The 20,232-nt window shown below is 38.4% G+C and carries 17 protein-coding genes; 3 read left to right on the forward strand and 14 right to left on the reverse strand.

Going from position 1 to position 20,232, the window contains the following annotated elements; genetic code table 11:
• Positions 1–66: 66 nt before the first annotated feature.
• Complete coding sequence (rsmA, locus tag E6X37_RS04020; RefSeq protein WP_316689534.1) at positions 67–921, reverse strand: 16S rRNA (adenine(1518)-N(6)/adenine(1519)-N(6))-dimethyltransferase RsmA; 855 nt, start codon at positions 919–921, stop codon at positions 67–69.
• Positions 922–934: 13 nt separating this feature from the next.
• Positions 935–1,462, reverse strand: a complete 528-nt coding sequence (gene rnmV / locus E6X37_RS04025; protein ID WP_316689536.1) for a ribonuclease M5 — start codon at positions 1,460–1,462, stop codon at positions 935–937.
• 106 nt (positions 1,463–1,568) lie between these two features.
• Between rnmV and E6X37_RS04030 the strand changes: the two genes are divergently transcribed.
• The 3 genes from E6X37_RS04030 (at position 1,569) to msrB (ending at position 4,821) form a co-directional block, all read left to right on the forward strand.
• The gene (locus tag E6X37_RS04030; protein WP_316689538.1) at positions 1,569–2,507 is read left to right on the forward strand and encodes a LysR family transcriptional regulator; all 939 of its coding nucleotides are present in this window, start codon (positions 1,569–1,571) and stop codon (positions 2,505–2,507) included.
• A 253-nt stretch (positions 2,508–2,760) separates the two neighbouring features.
• Complete coding sequence (locus E6X37_RS04035; protein WP_316689540.1) at positions 2,761–3,882, forward strand: 5-methyltetrahydropteroyltriglutamate--homocysteine S-methyltransferase; 1,122 nt, start codon at positions 2,761–2,763, stop codon at positions 3,880–3,882.
• The gene (gene msrB / locus E6X37_RS04040; RefSeq protein ID WP_316689541.1) at positions 3,883–4,821 is read left to right on the forward strand and encodes a peptide-methionine (R)-S-oxide reductase MsrB; all 939 of its coding nucleotides are present in this window, start codon (positions 3,883–3,885) and stop codon (positions 4,819–4,821) included.
• Between the two features lie 122 nt (positions 4,822–4,943).
• Here msrB and E6X37_RS04045 read toward each other — a convergent pair whose 3' ends face one another.
• From E6X37_RS04045 to E6X37_RS04100, 12 genes are all read right to left on the reverse strand, one after another.
• Entirely contained in the window at positions 4,944–5,921 is a 978-nt protein-coding gene (locus E6X37_RS04045; protein WP_004693280.1) for a 3D domain-containing protein, read from the reverse strand.
• A 425-nt stretch (positions 5,922–6,346) separates the two neighbouring features.
• Entirely contained in the window at positions 6,347–8,464 is a 2,118-nt protein-coding gene (gene ppk1, locus E6X37_RS04050; RefSeq protein WP_156697447.1) for a polyphosphate kinase 1, read from the reverse strand.
• Complete coding sequence (locus E6X37_RS04055) at positions 8,454–10,019, reverse strand: Ppx/GppA phosphatase family protein (RefSeq protein ID WP_101928137.1); 1,566 nt, start codon at positions 10,017–10,019, stop codon at positions 8,454–8,456. Before E6X37_RS04055 ends, ppk1 begins: the two co-directional genes overlap by 11 nt.
• Positions 10,019–11,566 (reverse strand): exopolyphosphatase, encoded by a 1,548-nt coding sequence (gene ppx / locus E6X37_RS04060; protein ID WP_105086592.1) that lies wholly within the window; start codon positions 11,564–11,566, stop codon positions 10,019–10,021. Before ppx ends, E6X37_RS04055 begins: the two co-directional genes overlap by 1 nt.
• A 214-nt stretch (positions 11,567–11,780) precedes the next feature.
• The gene (locus E6X37_RS04065; RefSeq protein ID WP_060919002.1) at positions 11,781–12,551 is read right to left on the reverse strand and encodes a TatD family hydrolase; all 771 of its coding nucleotides are present in this window, start codon (positions 12,549–12,551) and stop codon (positions 11,781–11,783) included.
• The gene (metG, locus tag E6X37_RS04070; RefSeq protein WP_316689543.1) at positions 12,551–14,497 is read right to left on the reverse strand and encodes a methionine--tRNA ligase; all 1,947 of its coding nucleotides are present in this window, start codon (positions 14,495–14,497) and stop codon (positions 12,551–12,553) included. Before metG ends, E6X37_RS04065 begins: the two co-directional genes overlap by 1 nt.
• A gap of 34 nt (positions 14,498–14,531) precedes the next feature.
• Positions 14,532–15,380: a 16S rRNA (cytidine(1402)-2'-O)-methyltransferase gene (gene rsmI / locus E6X37_RS04075; RefSeq protein ID WP_008713597.1), complete on the reverse strand. Its 849-nt coding sequence runs from the start codon at positions 15,378–15,380 to the stop codon at positions 14,532–14,534.
• Positions 15,370–16,095, reverse strand: a complete 726-nt coding sequence (locus E6X37_RS04080) for a tRNA1(Val) (adenine(37)-N6)-methyltransferase (protein WP_008713596.1) — start codon at positions 16,093–16,095, stop codon at positions 15,370–15,372. Before E6X37_RS04080 ends, rsmI begins: the two co-directional genes overlap by 11 nt.
• Entirely contained in the window at positions 16,088–16,933 is an 846-nt protein-coding gene (locus E6X37_RS04085; protein WP_008713595.1) for a PSP1 domain-containing protein, read from the reverse strand. Before E6X37_RS04085 ends, E6X37_RS04080 begins: the two co-directional genes overlap by 8 nt.
• On the reverse strand, positions 16,934–17,974 hold the full coding sequence (locus E6X37_RS04090; RefSeq protein ID WP_060919003.1) for a hypothetical protein: 1,041 nt from the start codon (positions 17,972–17,974) through the stop codon (positions 16,934–16,936).
• Positions 17,975–18,049: 75 nt separating this feature from the next.
• The gene (locus E6X37_RS04095; RefSeq protein ID WP_008600529.1) at positions 18,050–18,736 is read right to left on the reverse strand and encodes a dTMP kinase; all 687 of its coding nucleotides are present in this window, start codon (positions 18,734–18,736) and stop codon (positions 18,050–18,052) included.
• 2 nt (positions 18,737–18,738) lie between these two features.
• Positions 18,739–20,220, reverse strand: a complete 1,482-nt coding sequence (locus tag E6X37_RS04100) for an aminotransferase class I/II-fold pyridoxal phosphate-dependent enzyme (protein ID WP_156697446.1) — start codon at positions 20,218–20,220, stop codon at positions 18,739–18,741.
• Positions 20,221–20,232 lie beyond the last annotated feature (12 nt).

Here is a 20,232-nt window from a genome sequence, read left to right on the forward strand (position 1 = left end):
TTTTTCATGAAAAAGAGCTTACTGGAATGATATTTTATCAGTCCAATAAGCTCTTTATGTATTATACTATTTGATTAAAGCTGCCCATGCGTTGGCTACATCGGCAAATTCTTGAAGTGTAAAGGTCTCACCTCTTCGTTGTCCATCAATATTCGCTTTTGCTAATAGCTCTTCAATTCTATCCCTTGTTAACCCCGTTGTCTTCATCGTATTAGAGAATGTTTTACGGCGTTGAGCAAAACCAGCTTTCACAACGCGAAAAAATAGTTTCTCATCAATCACATCTACAGGTGGTTTATCGCGCAATACGCAACGAATAACAGAACTAGTTACTGCTGGAGCTGGTAAAAAGGATTTAGGCGGTACATCAAGAACAATATCTGGTTCCGTATAATACTGAACAGCAATAGATAATGCACCATAGTCCTTTGTGCCAGGCTTTGCTACCATGCGTAAAGCTACCTCTTTTTGCACCATCACAACGAGACGTTCAATAGGTAATTTACTTTCCAACAAAGACATAATAATAGGTGTTGTAATATAGTATGGCAAATTGGCAACCACTTTAAATGGTTTGTGATTCATAATCGTTGGCACATCAAGCTTTAACACATCACCATGAATGATACGTACATTGTCATAAGATGCCAATGTCGTATCTAGTACCTCTAATAAGCGACGATCCAGCTCGATAGCCGTTACATCTGCCCCACTTTGCGCTAAACCTTGTGTCAACGTACCAATACCAGGACCGACCTCTAGAACAGGTTCCCCTACGGTTAATTCTGCAGCATGTACAATTTCATCAACTATGCCTCGCTTAATAAGAAAATTTTGCCCTAGCTTTTTGCTCATTTTAATATCAAAGCGCTTACATATATAATGCACAACCTCTGGGCTTGCAATTACTGATTCTAACATCTTAACTCCTATTTTAACAATTTACTGCCTCTTCATAAGCATCTCGAGTTATACCATAATGATTTAAACGGTACAAAAATTGTTTACCATTACCGTATCCAATACCTAATTTAGCACCAATAACTGCTCGACGAGCCGCACTATCAGGCATACCAGACAGTCCGTGACGCACTAAGTCCGCCATAGTAAATTCGTTGGATGATTCTAAAGACTCTACATGTAATGTAGATAAAGCCTTTCTGATTGACTCAGGAGAGGCTTGTTCTATGCCAATATCATCATTTGCAAACGCTTCGTCGCGAGGGACAAAAGCATGTTGTGCATTAGGGAATTTCTTCGTCAAGACACGTCGAATTCGTTCCCCTGCCGTATCAGGATCCGTTAATATAATAATGCCACGCTTTTCATAGGCAACGCGAATCATATCGATAACACCTCTTCTGAGGGTAAATCCTTCTGTAGCAATGCAATCAGCCTCTACAGCTTGAGCGATACGTTGTATATCAGATTTTCCTTCTACGACAATGACTTGTTTTAACATATATCCCCCTTTTATTCTATTAATACATTGTAACATATATATAACATTGCTTAAATACTTATAATCGAGTAGTATTAATAGTGTAATATATAAAAGGAGGCCAATTATGACCTTACAACAATTAAAGTATGTCACAACAATTGCCAATATAGGCAGTATTAGTGAGGCAGCCAAGAGATTATTTGTATCTCAACCGAGTCTCACCAAGGCTATTAAAGAACTAGAGAAAGAAATGGGTATTACCATTTTCGATCGTACTAATAAAGGAATTACTGTATCTAAAGAAGGGGAACGCTTCCTCGGCTATGCGCGCCAAGTGTTAGAACAAGCAGCCCTTTTAGAGGAGCAATATAAGAGCCAAAGCGGTGGTAAAAAACAATTTTCTGTGTCTACTCAACATTACTCCTTTGCAGTCAATGCCTTTGTAGAGCTTTTAAAAGGCGCTGAAATCGATCAATACGATGTATCCTTACGCGAAACACAAACCTATGAAATCATCGATGACGTAGCTCATATGAAGAGTGAAATTGGCTTACTCTATTATAATGATTTCAACCGTCCTGTATTGGAAAAATTAATTCACACTAACGAATTAACCTTTACAGAACTATTTACGGCCCACCCACATATTTTCATCGGAAAAACACATCCATTAGCCAATAAAAATGTAGTCTCTATGGACGAATTAGAGGAATATCCATATATTTCCTTTGAACAAGGCGATCATAATTCCTTCTACTTTTCTGAAGAAATCTTCAGTACCGTAGTGCGCCCAAAACATATCCGTGTTCGCGATAGAGCATCTTTATTTAGCCTATTACTTGGCCTTGATGGATACACTGTATCTAGTGGTGTAATCGATAAAGAGGTAAATGGTGAAAATATCATTTCCGTTCCACTTGCCGAAGAAGGTTTAATGCACATTGGCTACATTACTAATAATAAAATGCAACGTAGCCGTTTAGGTCAAGAATATATCCACGCCCTAGAACAATACGTTAGTAATTACGGTAGACATATTCAATTACCGGAAAACAAAAAATAATTATATATCATATTATTTATAGAGCGATACAACACTATTGTTCAATTTAGATGTATCAGATAATCCATAAAGAAGGCACTCTCTATTTTAGAGAGTGCCTTCTTGGGTATAACTTAAAGCATAAAATCACTCATAGACATAACTTCAAACTATACACAACTCAAACATATTGATATTTTTATATATAATCATACTTAGCTATAATTAACCTATCAAAATTATCGGTTTAATCGTTTATATAAGGAGGATTATTATGTCCAAACATACAGCACCATTCCACTTTGATATCGTAGGTTCCTTCCTACGCCCAGCAGAATTAAAAGAAGCACGCGAAGCTTTTAATAAGGGAAATATTACTCGAGAAGAATTAACAGCCGTTGAAGATCGTCTTATTACAGACCTCATTCAAAAACAGAAAGCAGCTGGCCTACCAGTGATTACAGATGGCGAATTCCGTCGTGCCTATTGGCATCTAGACTTCATGTGGGGCTTTAACGGCGTAAAAGAAATTGAATTGGAACACGGTTATAAATTCGTCGGTCAAGAAACTGCACCCGGCTCCCTCGCTCTTACAGGTAAAATCACCGGTACTAATCATCCATTTGTAGAGCATTTTAAATTTGTGAAGCAATTTGAAGATGAACATACTACAGCTCGACAAACGATTCCTGCTCCATCACAATTCTTAGCAGAATTATTCCGTGAAGACAATGGTATTACAACACGTTCCTTCTATCCAGATTTAGAAGAATTGATTCAAGATATTGCTGCCGCTTATCGCCAAGTAATTAAAGACCTTTACGATGCAGGTTGCCGCAATATTCAATTTGATGATTGTACTTGGGGTATGTGTTGTGACCATGCTTACTGGACAGGTCGTCAAAAGGATAAAAGTGTAACCATTGAAGGTGAAACCGCTAAATATTTACGTTTGAATAACTTAGCTCTTGAAGGTCGCCCTCACGACTTAGCATTTACTACACATGTATGTCGTGGTAACTATAACTCTACATGGGCCGCTAGTGGTGGGTACGAACCTATTGCCCCTATCCTATTTGCCAAGGAAAATGTAGACGCTTATTACCTAGAATTTGATGATGATCGCTCTGGAGGTTTTGAGCCATTGCGTGAAGTTTCTCCTAATAAAAAAGTTGTATTAGGCCTTATCACATCTAAACGCCCTGAGTTAGAAGATAAAGAAGTCATCAAAGAACGTATCAAAGAAGCAACAAAATATATCCCTCTCGAAAGACTTTGCTTATCCCCTCAATGTGGCTTTGCATCCTGTGAAATCGGCAACCAATTGACCGAGGAAGAACAATGGGCTAAACTCGCATTAGTCAAAGAAATAGCTCATGAAGTTTGGGGTGATTAAATGAGTGAACATACTATTTATTTAGGCGGTGGTTGCTTCTGGGGCCTTCAGGGGTATATCAAAAAGATCTCCGGTGTCCTTACTACTGAAGTAGGTTATGCTAATGGTCCTACAGAAAATCCAAGTTATGAAGATGTATGCCACAATAGTGGGCACGTAGAAGCCCTCAAGGTCACTTACGATGCTGATATATTATCTTTAAATCACTTAATTCAATATTTTCTACGTGCTATTGATCCCTTTAGTGTCAATAAACAAGGTGGTGACGTAGGCATTCAATATCGTACGGGTATTTATTATACTGATCCAACCGATAAAGCCGTTATTGAAAGTACCTTAGCACGTGCTCAAGCCTTTGAAGGCAAACCATTTGCTATCGAAGTATTACCTTTAGAGAACTACTACTCTGCTGAGGAATACCATCAAGATTACTTAGACAAAAATCCTAATGGCTATTGTCACATTCCATTGGGTCTATCTGATGAACCACTCATCGATGATAATGCATATGCTAAACCTTCCCAGGAAGATTTAAAGGCTTTAGCGCCACAAGAATTTGAAGTAACTCAAAACTCTGCTACAGATGCGCCTTTCAGCCATGAACTAACAGATGAGTTTAAAGCGGGTCTCTACGTAGATATCACCACTGGAGAGCCACTATTTGTATCAGCCCATAAATTCGATTCTCATTGTGGCTGGCCTAGCTTTACTAAACCAATAGCTAAAGATGTTATCAAGTATTACCAAGATAACTCACATGGTATGAATCGCATAGAAGTTCGTAGCCGCATCGGTAATGCTCATTTAGGTCATGTATTTGAAGATGGTCCTAATGGCTCTCTTCGCTACTGTATCAATGGATCATCTTTACGATTTATCCCTAAAGATGAATTAAAAGGTACAAAGTACGAATATCTAATTCCATATATTGAAGACTAAAAAAGGACGCCTTAATCATAAGGCGTCCTTCTACTATATCTATTATAATTGAATATTACTGAGCTAAGTAGGTCCAATAAAAAGAGAATATATCTTATAGATATACCCTCTAAATCATCATATTAGTCCAAAACGTACACTGTAACGTCTTGGCGACCAAAGTCCATAGCCTCCCCATAAGAGTCCATTACAAGGTCGATTTTGTTACCTACTATAGCACCACCTGTATCGGCAGCAATAGCTTCACCGTAACCAGGAATAAATAAACGTGTACCCAATGGAATAACATCTGGGTCTACTGCGGCAATGCCACGTACTGCAGGTAGACCCGTAGCGGTAATACCAGCACCATCACCATCGCCAGCAAGATAAGCAGATGCTTCCATTACGATAGCGCGAGATGCACGTCCTGCTACATTACGAGATGTAGTCACCTCACGAGTGCCCTCTTTAATAATTGTAGGTACCATTGCACGTTGTGTTACTTTAGATACATCATTAGTTTTAATAACTGTACCATTACTATATAGTGTTTCACGTTGTACTCGTTCTAAGCCAGGTTGACCAACTTGAACAACCTCTTCTTCGCCCTTAGCCATAGTATCATCTTTTTGACGAACCACTTCAACAGCAACTTCTTGATCTACTGTAGATAGAGAGCGGCTTGTTACTTGAGCAATTGTTATACGTGTACCACTTAAAACAGATCCATTTTCATCGCCCACTACTACATAGTTAGGTGCTTTGAAACCAAGCTCATTAGCAACACCTTGAGCAGTTGTTTCTGTAGTGAATACAGCTCTTGTTTTACCATTTACAGTTACATAAACTGGAATAGCACGAACAACCGTTAAGGTTGTTCCATTTTGAACTGTAGATGAACTAGAAATAACTTTATCATTTGGATTTAACTTAACCCCAGCATCGCGTACAATGCCTTCGTTAGAATTTAAATGCGTTCTAACAGTGTGTGCTGCACCATCTACCATAACGGTAACGGTTTTATCATTATAAGAAAAACCGGTCATGGTTACAGCTGTTACAATCAATCCGGCAACAACAGACGAAATATATCGCTTGTGTGTCTTATGAATTCTCATGTTGTAATCCCTCCTGTAATGGTATTATTCTACTACAGATAGATACAACCTGTCAAACACCATAAGTTAACAATAAGACGAAACCCTTTATAAATACTGAATTCGTAATAGATTGTATTTTGTATTTTTTAATAAAAGTCCACTGTATGCGTACATATCTATATTTTTAAATACTATACAATATATTCCGAATTGTGTACATATATACAACACTAATACCACATATAGTATATACAGATTTTTTATTACTAAATTTGTATTTTTATGTGTTTTTCAATTGTTACCAATATTTTCTAGAACACTCAAAACTTCATTTTCTCCTCATTTTTAAATGTATAAGAAAGTAAAAAAGCCCATATAATGGGCTTTTTATATGTTATGTAATTGTATTAAAATTCATTACCTAATATATTAAGGTTTTTTCATCATCTATTTATTTTTAACATCGGTTGTAACCGTTCAATGACCGTCATTGACTCTCTGTGTTCATGCTCAATAGCAGTTTTCATTAGCTCCTCTTGAGCAGATATAGGATTCTCTCGATCATTGATTTTATGATACGAACCATCTGCTCTCATAAAATGAGCTTTTAATGTATCATCTAAATATAAATCTAAAATACTTTTTACCCGTTCTTTATGGCGTTTATCTTCAATCGGAATCATAAGCTCTACACGTTCATTCAAATTTCGAGGCATCCAATCTGCACTAGATAGGTACAGACTTTCATTCCCTCCATTACGGAAGTAGAACAAACGATGATGTTCAAGAAAACGCCCCACAATAGAGCGTACTGTGATATTATCACTAACACCGGCAATGCCAGGACGAAGCGTACAAATACCACGCACGATAAGATCGATACGAACTCCAGCAGAAGAAGCTTCATACAACTTAGCAATGACCTTTTTATCGAGCAGAGAATTCATCTTACCAATGATATAGGCTTCTTCCCCATTCTTAGCAAACTCGATTTCACGGTCAATAAGTTCCATAATTTTTTCACGTAAATTTAAAGGCGCTACAATAAACTTATTCCAAATTGGTGGGTCAGAATATCCAGAAATCAAGTTAAAGAAACGTGACGCATCATCACCATACTCATCATTACAAGTAAATATACCACAATCAGTATACATGCGAGCTGTTTTACCATTATAGTTTCCCGTTGCTAGATGGACATACCGCCTAATACCATCCGTTTCCCGGCGTACCACCATAGTAATTTTAGAGTGTGTCTTAAGACCTTTTAAACCATAAATAACATGACATCCCGCTTTTTCGAGTCGACGAGCCATATGAATATTGTTTTCTTCATCAAACCGCGCCTTAACCTCCATAAGGACGGTTACTTGTTTCCCATTATCTGCCGCTTTTATTAAGGACGCAATAATCGGAGAATCCCCACTAACGCGATATAATGTTTGTTTAATGGCCAATACATCAGGATCTATAGCTGCTTGTGCAATAAATTGCTCAACCACTGCAAAAGATTCAAAGGGATGATGAACAAAAAGATCTTGCTTACCAATAATAGAAAATAAGCTATCACCTTCATAATCAACTAATTCACTAGGAATCTTAGGATCAAACGGTTCATATCGGAGCTTATCATAACCTGGATAATTACAGAAATCAAAATACATACGGCAATCCAAATGTCCATCAATGCGATATACGTCCTTTTGCTCTAATTCTACACTTGTAAGGACAAAGTCTAATAAGTGATCCTTTATCTCTCCACAAACTTCAAGACGTACCGCATCACCACGACGGCGACGCCGCAAGGATGCCTCTACTTCAGATAGCAAATCTGTTGCTTCTTCCTCATCTATTTCAAGGTCTGCATCACGAGTAATACGGAAAACCATATAATCTTCAATACCATAACCTTGGAAAAATTGATTTGCATAATAAGTAATGACATCTTCTAGATAAACAAATCGATGTTCCTTATTACCACGGCTTGGAACTTCAATGATTCGATCTAATACAGATGGTATTGGCAAGATAGCAATCTTGTAATCCTTAGTCCCATCCTCTTGTATTTGAAAGATACGTACAATTGCATTAATGGTATGATTTGTTAAAAATGGAAATGGATGCCCCGAGTCAACAGCCAATGGTGTTACTACGGGGTATATATGTTCCTCAAAATAATGGCGTAGCCAAGCTTTTGTTTTTACATCTAGTGTATCAGGATGGGTAAAGAAAAAGCCATGAGCCTCTAGTTCAGTCAGTACATTATTTAAATACGTGCTTTGCATGGAAACAAGACGTTGTACAGATTCATCAATCGCCTTTAATTGTGCTTTTGCATCCATATGGGCTGCATCATATTTAACAATGCCATTCACAACTTGATGACGTAAGCCAGCCACTCGAATCATAAAAAACTCATCTAAATTAGAACTAGCAATAGCAATAAAACGCAACCGCTCCAACAGCGGAGTATTTGGATCTATGGACTCTAATAGTACACGCTGATTAAATTTTAGCCAAGATAATTCACGATTAAAATAATATTTAGCATTACTGAACATGGCGGTCACCTCCTCTTACAAGCATAAGTTCCATACCAAATACTTCTGTAAAATATTCAGCATCTCGATTAAACGTCCACCATTCTAGAGAAATATCCTCATTAGTGCGACAGAATACATACAATACATTATCGCGCTCTTCCAATATAACATCTGAGATTTTTTGGTTACTCCCTGCGTCGAGAGCACAGGCCACACGAATGATAGCTACTAACTTTGTAACCTGAATCTTTTGTAATTCTGTTAAGGAATTAAAATATGTATCATCATCAGATGGAGTTCCCTTATAGTGATAAAATACGACATTTGCAACTACTTGTTTTTCTTCTTCTGAAAGCCCAAAAATATCTGTGCCCATCACAATATGATACGCATGCTCTCCATGGTTTCGTAAATTAACAAACTTGCCTACAGAACACAATATAGCTGCAATGCGGCATAAGTAACCCCACCGCTCCGGTAAACCTTTATGGCGTAATGTTTTACAAAATAAAGAACTGAAACGTTCCACCTCAGCATCATGAATGCTGTCTGTATGATATCTAGCGGCAACAGCACGAGCTAATTGAGCATTTTGCTCACGCAATTGGTACATAAAGGGATTATTTTCCGCCTCAACGCCATAGAACCAGCTTATTCCTTGAGAGAAGGAGAAGCTACTAAAAATCAACGATTTAGGCTCTATAGCTGTTATAATTTCATTAAATAAAATCATAGTAGGCATCAAAATATTCGCCTTATATTCAGGTAGTTTATATCGATTGATCAACTTAGTGGCTGTTACACCATCAAAGGATTTGATGAAGCCCTTAAAACGTTCTGGTTCAATTGTAATAATATCGTCCTTATTACTGCCATCTCCCATGAGACGCGCCATATATTGAGCTTCATCGCCTGATAAAATAACACTATTAATATTGAAGGTCTTAAGCTCCTCCCGTAATGGGCCTATCATGCGATGTAAATACTCGGTAATAGCCATTGGAAACGATGTAGAGGAACGTTGGTTGCGATTAAAAGATTCCATAACACGTAATGACCCGCTATGCATATTGCGCTGGAATAATAAGCTTTCACCACGCCAAACGGTTAAACCTACACCACCAGAAGTAATATCAAGGAATAATGTTGCCTTTGTAGGATCCGTCAAGCGGTACTGATTAGTCATCTTGTAGTATAGTAAGGCATATTTGTAATACACCTCTTTAGGCATGTCGATAACCTCAACACGCATACCTGTTTGAATATAAATTTGGTCCAGAATACTACGACGATTAGCGGCTTCACGTATTACAGTAGTACCATATAATCTAGAGCGACTCACACCGTAATCAGCCATTAATTGTTTATATCCCTTTAATATATGACAAATTTCCTCAATCGTTTCAAAACTTAAACGAGAGGTTTGGAATAATTCTTCCCCAAAGGTTACCTCCCTAGCTGCATAATCTATAACGCGTACATCATCGATGTCCTTGTATTCTAAAATAGTAATACTCATGCTACTGGAGCCTACATGTAGCACTGCATATCGTAACGCTTTTGGTAATGCCATTATGCCTCCTTACGAGCTTCCTTCCACTCTATTTCTAATGTTTTCTTGAATTCTTTTTTAAAAGATTTTCCTAATTTCTCTACAGCCGCTTTTGTGACACTTATATCGCGACCGTTCAAATAGGTTACTACTAATTGTACACTAGTATATTTTAGATTCACGGATAAATGGCGAATGAATTGTTCATGACTTTCATCAAGAGCTTCAGCCAAGGCTAGAATAATAGATATTTTTTGTCCCAACAAACGCTGTTCTTGATCTAACAATTTACCGTATAAGAAGTTTTTATACTCTTTTGGCGTCAAACCATGAGAGTTCATAACAAGGAACGCGCTAAAAGCTTGTTCAATATGGGAAAGCCCATATAAATTACTATTGACAAGCATATAACAGCCATGTCGGGCATGACTATAATAATTAATCCGTTTACCAATATCATGTAATAAGCTAGCCGCAATCAAACAACGTCTTGTATTTTTATCAGCTCTATGAAGTGGTTCTAATTCATCATACAGTTTAATAGCTAAATCTGTAATATATTTAGCATGAACTAACTCATGTTTAGTCATACCTAATAATACATTCTCTGCAGAATGTACTAAAATATCATCAATAATAGAGTTACCACCTAAGTAGTGCGCTCCATAATAGTCGTAAAATAAACCTTCTCGCAAACCACAACCACCAACAACGAGTGTTTTAGTATTTACGTAGTTAAATAATTCTTCTACGATAGTGAGACCTGCAATAATGATATCAGCGCGCTCCGATGATAAACCACTAATCTTTTTGCGCTCCTCTAGAGTTTTGCCTTTTACTTCTTCCAAAATTTCATGGAATCTATGATATGGAATTTCATAATTATGTAGCTTTGTAATAGGATAAGATAACTTGCGTTGATCCATTTTAGCAATATTACGAGCAGTGCCACCGATACCAAGAAGCGGTAATTTCACATTGCGAAGCCATGTATGTTCCTTAATCGTTTTCTTTACAACTTTCGTCAGTTTATCAAGTTCTTTAGGAGTATATTCATCCCCCTTCTGATAGGTGCCTGTTAAGGTAAGGGCCCCTATCGGCAAGCTCACCGATTTTGTAATATGACGATTTCGTACAAGGGTTATCTCGGTACTGGCACCACCTAAATCAAAAATAATAAAATCCTTAAGTCCAATGGTATTGATAACGCCAAGAAACCCCAGGCGAGCCTCTTCTTCACCAGCAATACATTCTAAATCCAAACCCGTTCGTTCTTTTACGGATTTAATAAAAGCATCCCCATTTTTAGCCAAACGTACTGCTGCGGTAGCAACAGCTTTAACCGTATTTGCCTCCATTGCATCAGCCATGTGTACAAAACCTTTTAGAGCACGCAAAGAGCGTTCCATAGCTTCTTTGGTCAGTTCGTGAGTTCCCCACATATTCTCACTGAGACGTACACTTTCTTTCTCTTGATATATCAGTCGATAACTACCAGTCTTAGAAATTTCATATATGACAAAACGAACTGAGTTCGAGCCTAAATCTATAAATGCAATACGTTTCATGTTGCTATCCTCATCTTACTTCTGTTCAGTCTGAATATACTTTAGTATACCATAGAAAAACGCGATTCTCACCGCTAAGGGAGAACCGCGTTTTATGATTTATAATTCTAATTTAGTTTTATCATGTATTTTAATACTTTGTACGCAAAAACTTAGTAATTAAAGCCCAACAGATATTTTATCAGCCAATAATCTTATGAACTAGTTTCTACATTTACTCGATACCAAATACTCGTTTACCATTATTAAAAGCAATTTCACAAAACTCATCTATATCGAGCCCTTTAAGGCTTGCAATTTCTTCTGCCACAAACTGAGTTTTACTTGGATCATTACGACGGCCTCTAAATGGTGGTGGTGTCAAATACGGTGAATCGGTTTCAATGAGGATTCGTTCTAATGGCACTTGTCTTGCTACTTCCTTAAGATTTGTAGACTTAGGAAATACTACAGGACCTGCAAAGGAAATATAAAAGCCCATTTTAATGGCTTCTTTTGCCATCTCCCAGCTACCAGAATAGCAATGAAAAATGCCCCAGTTATCCTTCCCTTCATTGCGCAAGATATTCATAATATCACCATGTGCATCGCGGTCATGGATAATAATCGGGAGATCTACTTCACGAGCAAGCTCTAACTGACGAATAAATACGCGTTTTTGTGTTTCACGGTCAGAAAAATCATAGTAATAATCTAGTCCAATTTCACCAATAGCACGTACCTTATCATTGTTAAGAGCTTGTTCCTTATAAAACTCGTAGTCTTCTTCTGTAAAGTCCTTTGATTCATGGGGATGAGTCCCTACAGCAGCATATAATTGATCGTACTGTTTAGCCAAAGCTAAACCAGACTCAACGGTACCTCTGTCAACACCAGGAATCATAATATATTCTACACCTGTATCAAAGCAGGCTTGTAACATCTCATTACGATCATTATCAAAGCGCCCATCATTTACATGAGCATGTGTATCAAAAAGTTTCATTATTTAACCACACTTCCTGCCGGTAATGATTCGATATTTGTTACCTCTAAATGTTCTTCCCAATCAGAGGCGGACAAAATCATACCATAAGACTCAATGCCCATCATCTTTTTAGGAGCCAAGTTAGACAAATAGATTACCTTTTTACCAACCATAGTCTCCGGTTCATAATATTGGGAAATACCACTTAATACGGTGCGTTCTTCAATACCGATATCCAATACAAATTTCAACAACTTCTTGGACTTAGGCACCTTTTCACAGCTTATAACTTTAGCTACACGAAGATCGAGTTTCTCAAAGTCATCATAGGTAATATTTTCTTTTAATGGTGGAATATTAGATGTATCTACAGCTTCTTCAACTTCTTCTGTAACAACTACATCTACCATTTCAGGAACTTCAAAACGTGGATAGATAGGCTCACCTTTTACAACTTTAGTACCTGTTGCCAATAATCCCCAAGTTTTAGCATCTTCCAACGTAGCCGCTTCAAAACCTGTAAGCCCTAATTGTTCCCAGATTTTTGGAGCTCCTACAGGAATTACAGGGCTTACTAAGATGGCAATGATACGCAATGCCTCTGCCAAGTGATACATAGCAGATTGCAAGCGCGCTTTATCATGAGCATCTTCAGATTTAGCCAATACCCAAGGCATTGTTTCATCAATGTATTTATTCATGCGACCAATAAAGGACCATACAGTTTTGATAGCTTTATTAAGCTCCATATTTTCCATCGCCGCTTCAAAATCTTTTGCAGTTTGAACGGCTAATGTAGATACATCACGATCCAAATCATCCATATCATCGCATTTTGTAATCACACCACCATGGTATTTTTCAATCATCGCAATAGTACGGTTTAATAAGTTACCTAAATCATTAGATAAATCTGCATTAATTTTTGTAACGAAGTTAGGTAACGTAAAGTTACCGTCATTACCTAACGTAATCTCGCTTAATAAGTAATAACGCAAAGAATCTGCACCATATGTATCAATCAATGGGATTGGATCGATTACGTTCCCCAAGGATTTACTCATCTTTGTACCATCTACAATCATCCAACCGTGTCCAAATACCTTTTTTGGTAATGGCAACTCAAGGCTCATGAGCATCATAGGCCAAATAATTGTATGGAAACGTACGATTTCCTTCCCCACTAAATGGAGATCTGCAGGCCAGTATTTTTTATATAGTTCACCATCACCATCAAATGGAGAGAGTGCACTAATATAGTTCACTAATGCATCGAACCAAACATATACTACATGTTTAGGATCAAATGGGACCTTGATTCCCCAATCAAAGGATGTACGAGACACCGCCAAGTCTTCTAGACCTTGCTTTACAAATTGAATCATCTCATTACGACGAGATTCAGGCTGAATAAAGTCAGGATTCTCTTCAATAAACTTAAGCCATTGATCCGTATATTTACCGAGTTTGAAGAAATAACTTTCCTCTTTAACACGCTCTACAGGGCGACCGCAATCCGGACAAGTATGATTAGGTCCTAGCTTCTGCTCTGTCCAAAAAGTTTCGTCCGGTGTACAATACCAGCCTTCATATTCGGCTTTGTAAATATCGCCCTTCTCATAAGCTTTTGTAAATAACGCTTGAACAACCTTTTCATGACGTTTATCGGTAGTCCGAATAAAATCGTCATTGGAAATATGCATTTTTTCCCACAATGCTTTAAAACCATTTACAATATTTGTAGTATATTCAAGAGGAGTAATGCCTTGTGCTTCTGCAGCACGTTGGATTTTTTGGCCATGTTCATCTGAACCAGTCAAAAAACGTACATCATATCCTGCTAATCGTTTAAAGCGTGCAATTGTATCGGCTACAGATGTACAATACGTATGACCAATGTGCAACTTAGCACTTGGATAATAAATAGGTGTCGTAATATAATACGTTTTCTTTGTGTCTCCCATGATGAGCCTCCTTCTAACCTTCGAATGGGAAGGTTTAACGTTCTACAATATTATATACATCCCGGCGGGAAACGTTAAAACGCTTTGCCACCTGGCGAATAGCTTCTTTTTTAGGTACCCCAGTATCTACAAGGGCTTGCACAGCATCTTCATAAGATACTGGTTCATCCAACACTTCACAAGTATCGGACTCCACTGTATCAGCACCGCTTACGATGAGGACGAATTCACCTTTATAGGTGAGCTGTTCTAAATCCTTTATAAGGCTTTCTAGATCGGTGCGTACAAAGGTTTCAAACTTCTTCGTCAATTCCCTTGCCACCGTTATAGAGCGATTACCAAAGACTTCATACATATCTTGTAAAACCTCTTGTAATCGATGCGGGGCTTCGTAAAACAGCAAGGTTCCCGTCACTTGTGAAAGTCTTTTTAATTCTTCAATACGATGTTTTCCCCGTTTAGGCAAGAACCCTGCAAAGGTAAAGGATTTAGTATCTAAACCTGATGCAATAAGTGCTGTTAACGCCGCATTGGCTCCTGGTAATGGAACTACAGCTATGCCTTCTTCAATGGCCTTTGTTACAAGGTCTGCCCCTGGATCAGAAATAGCAGGCATACCCGCATCACTAACGCAAGCAATCGACTGTCCTTCTAACAAAAGCTCCAAAATATAAGCACCTTTTTCCTCCTTATTATGTTCATGATAAGAAATCAAAGGCTTTTTAATATCAAAATGTTTTAACAATATGCCCGTATGACGTGTATCCTCAGCCGCGATAGCATCTACCTCACCCAAAATACGAACAGATCGATACGTCATATCTTCTAAATTACCAATCGGTGTAGGCACCAAGTATAATGCGCCCCATTCATTATCGTTCATACCAAGAGGACACCTCCTTCGTGTACACATTCGTTTTTTTGTAAACGATGAGTGGTGGCTCAAGTACAAGACCTGCCTGACCTTGAAAAATAGACTCTATCAAAACTAATTTTGCTGGTTTATCTAGCATACCATGAACAAACCGAATTCGTTTTGCTTGAAAGTTAAACCTTTCTAGTTCATGTAATACATATTGCAACCGACTAGCACTATAAATCATCCACAAGCGACCTTTACATTTAATAAAAGACTGTACCGCTTTCAGAACATCACATAAAGTTGTATGTCCATCATGAAGTGCTAAAGTACGCTCTTCAGATGTAGGCTTTGCACCGCTTTCACAATCATAAAAAGGGGGATTAACAATAACACCATCAAAAGGCTTATCTTGTATATCTCGATATGTCATATGCCGATAATCACCACATAACATATTTACCACATCTTGTTTACGATTATGTTCTACGCTACGCTTAGCCAACTCAACGAGAGTTTCATTAATTTCTATACCTGTAATATGACCTGCCCCTAATGACGTACCTATAAGCGGCATAACCCCTGACCCCGTTCCAAGATCAACATAGGTATGACGACCATTAAAACGACAAAAATGAATGAGTGCTATGGCGTCAAAGGAAAAGCGAAACATATCAGAACGCTGATAAATCTGTAAGCCATCGATAATTAAATCATCAAGTCGTTCTTGATCATTCATCAGGCAATGCCACCTCGGACCATTTCAAATCGATAGTACGGCCCGCTTCGAGCTGTACCTTTACAGTATGTTTATGATGATTTACCTTTAAAACTTTACCAATACCTTCATCGGTAACAACCTCCTTACCAATGCCAGGAGGTGCTATATCTTGAGGAGATTGAGTGCGTTCCTTCTTCACATATAGGTCGCCACCTTTTTTATATAAATCATCTTCGTAGTTAAGACAACACATCAATCGACCGCATACACCGGAAATCTTCGTAGGATTTAAGCTTAAATTTTGATCCTTTGCCATGCGAATCGATACAGGCGTAAAGTCACCTAAGAAATTTGAACAACACAAAGGTCGACCACAAGCACCGATACCATTTAGTACTTTAGCCTCATCACGGACACCTACTTGGCGTAACTCGATGCGCGTTCTAAATATAGTTGCCAAATCTTTAACGAGCTCACGGAAGTCAATACGGCCATCTGCAGTAAAGAAGAATATAATCTTATTCATATCAAATGTGTATTCCACATTAATAAGTTTCATCGGTAACTTGCGTTTTTCAATTTTTTCGAGACAAATTTCAAAGGCTTTTTCTTCGCGCTCTTTATTCTTCTCGATTTGTTTCAAATCCTTAGACGTCGCCTGTCTAATAACAGGCTTAACAGGGGCAACAACAGAATCTTCATAGACCTCTTTAGGTCCAATCACAACTGTGCCATATTCTACACCACGTGCTGTTTCAACGATAACTCCATCCCCAACGGATAGTTCTAATTGTTCAGGCTGAAAATAATAAATCTTTCCCGCCTTTTTAAAGCGTACGCCAACTATGGTTAGCATTTAATCCTCCTCCCGAGCATCATGAAGGGCGATACTAAGACCGTCCACCACGAGAGCGGTTTTTATATGTAAGCACAAAGCCCGTTCTGCTTGCAATGTTTCGGTAATAACCTTAGCCAATGCTTGCATAGACCAGCGCGGTAATAATCGTAATAATTGAGTTTTGTATATAGGTACTTGTAATTGCGTGTCTTGAGCCCCCATTTTAAGAGCCATCATATCTCTACTTACAAGGCGTAGCCAGTGCATCAATTCCGTTAGGCTTTCACGAGATAAGCTTTCACAAGCTAAGGAAATCATAGAAAACCATCGCGTTTCAAAAGCTAATATGTCCATCACCTTAACGGCTAACTCTAGCATTTCAATGCGACCTTGTGTCGCCAGTTTTTCCACCAATTGTGGATTACCATGACCAGCTAATAAAGCCTGTTCTATATCACCGGTAATTCCACGCGCTATAAGAGCGGTGCGAATCGTATCTACATCAACACTGTTAAAACCAACTCCCATACATCTAGAAATGATGGTAGGCAATACGGTGTTAATCTTGTTCGTAATAATGATGAAGTACACCTGTTCGGGTGGTTCTTCAATGGTTTTTAGCATAGCATTTGCCATAACTGCATTGGCTGTGTGAAAGTCCTCCACAATGACAACGCGGTTCCCATTGCCCGCCACAGACAGATGATCTTGTAATAATGAATACCACTGCTCTACCTTTAAGGTTGTTTTCATAGGGCGAATCCAAAAGGCATCACCCTTATCCATATAGATAGGTAATCCTTCGGCTTCGATACGTTTTTCCGTATCCCCATTTGCTAAACGGGCTTCCTTAACCTCTGCTAAATAAGATTCCCCCTTAGGTTGAGAGAATACTTGACGCCCTAGTAATAAAGATGCTAGGCCAATGGCCATATCTAGCTTGCCAAGACCAGATTCGCCATAAAACAAGAGACTATGAGGTAATGCATTACGACTTACAAGTTCAGATAGGTGTGCCTTAATCGAATCTTGACCAATTATAGAATCAAAATATGTCATAGCGCCTCCTATCAATACATGCTCAATATTAATATTATATAGGAAAAAGGCGACTTTTAAAAGAGTCGCCTTTTTCTAAGGTAGTAGATTTTCTACTACACTATATACATCATTATGAATTTCTTCAATAGTACGCAATGTATACTGACTAGACTTAGCTTTATCAGCACAAGGTATGCGGTGCCATTGATAACGCTTTACTAATTCTTCATACGCACCGTGAACGGCTACTAAATATGCATGATTCCCTTCGTGAATATCACCAGTATTGCCTCCTGTTTTACCAGTGCGCTCCGCCATAAGGGCTTCGCTCACTTCAAGGGGCATATCCAAAAGGCATACCGCATCAGGTTTAGGCAAGCCAAATTTTTGGAACTCAAAATCTTCAAGCCAATCTAAAAATGCAGTACGTTCCTTCGGATCATCGTATTTTACCATTTGGTGCACCATGTTAGACGTTGTATAACGATCTGCAATGATGATACCCCCATTTTTGTAAAACTGTTCCCAGTCAGTTCTGAAGGAAGCAAATCGATCGATAGCGTACATAGAGCTTGCCACATAAGGATTTACATCATGTACATCCTTACCAAATTCACCAGCTAAATACATTTTAATAGGCATAGCGGCGCCGCTATCATAGTTTGGAAAGCTCACAGACTTAACGGCATGCCCTTCTTTGGTCAAGCGCTCTACTAAGAGTTTAGTTTGTGTAGCCTTACCGCTGCCGTCTCCACCTTCTAATATGATTAAAGTCCCCATAATTACTCCTGTAACACCCAAATTGTTTCCAATGTCATATCATCAGACCCATTAGGTACATAACCTAGAGCCTTGTGATTCTCTATATATTGTAACACAGAGGCACTAATCTCTTCACCTACTGCTACACAGGGAATACCTGGTGGATAATAAGCAATTGTCTCCCCTGCAATGCGATGAAGTGCTTCTTTTAAAGGTACTTGCTCACGATTTGCATACATAGCATTACGAGGGGTTATGCGCACAATAGGCGCTGGCAGCAGCGCAGAATCTTTACTAATGTCTTGCAATTGCTCTTCCTCTGTTTTATTAAATTCTTTAAATGCACGTAACACCTTTTCACTTACAGCTTGTACAGCCTTAATAAGAGCAGTTACAGACTCGTTTGTATCACCTATGGTAATGAGCACTAGCACATGATGAGCTTGTACTAACTCCACCTCAATATGATGTTCTCGTAACATCCGTTCAAAAGCAACGCCTGTGAGCCCTAATTCTTTAGCATCAATCAGCACCTTAGTACAATCATAATTTATTACCCGCTCTTGAATATCTGTATATTCCATAGTAGCAATACCAGAAATTTTATTGAGTTCCTCACGTAAGTACATACTCAACTCTACTGCACGACTTACTAAATCATTACCTGCTGTGGCTAATTGATGGCGCGCCATATCTAAGGAAGCAAGGAAAATATAGTTTGGACTCGTACTTTGTAGCATTTGATGCATTTGCGTAATACGCCGCTTATCAATTTTTTTACCTTGCCCTAATAGCCAAGATGTTTGTGTCAAAGAGCCAACAGATTTATGTGTACTTTGAGCCACCAAATCTGCTCCAGCCTCTATAGCCTCTATAGGTAAACTTTCAGAGAACGGCAAATGAGGCCCATGAGCTTCATCAACAAGTACAATAAGTCCCCGCTTATGAGCCTCTTGTATGATATTAACAATATCTATGCCCACGCCATAATAGTTTGGATAAACTAAAAGAATCGCCTTTGCCTCTGGATGTGCATCCATTGATTTGATAGCATTTTCTAATGATACACCTAGTGGAATTCCCCAGCGTTCATCAAAATCACAGTCCATATATACTGGTTTGGCTCCTGAGAGGACAAGCCCACTAATAACGGAACGATGTGCTTCTCGAGGAATGATAATGATTTCATCAGGCCCTACAGTCCCCATAATCATGGCTTCAATCAAAGCTGTAGTACCATTAATAGAAAACCAACAACAATCAGCTCCATATAACTCTGCTGTTAAGTCTTGCGCTTCTTTTAATTCCCGTTCAGGTTCATGTAAATCATCTAAAGCATACATAACACCTAAGTCATAGGGTAACGCTGGCCCCATCCAATTCTTTAATAGTTGAGGTGCTTCAACGCCTATCTTATGACCTGGCGTATGAAAGGGCACGAAATGTTGTTCTTTATATGATTCTAAAGCCTCTACAAAAGGCATTTTTTCTTGATTACTCATATGTACCTCGTA

Source organism: Veillonella parvula, from assembly GCF_032550495.1.
Lineage (GTDB): Bacteria > Bacillota > Negativicutes > Veillonellales > Veillonellaceae > Veillonella > Veillonella parvula_G.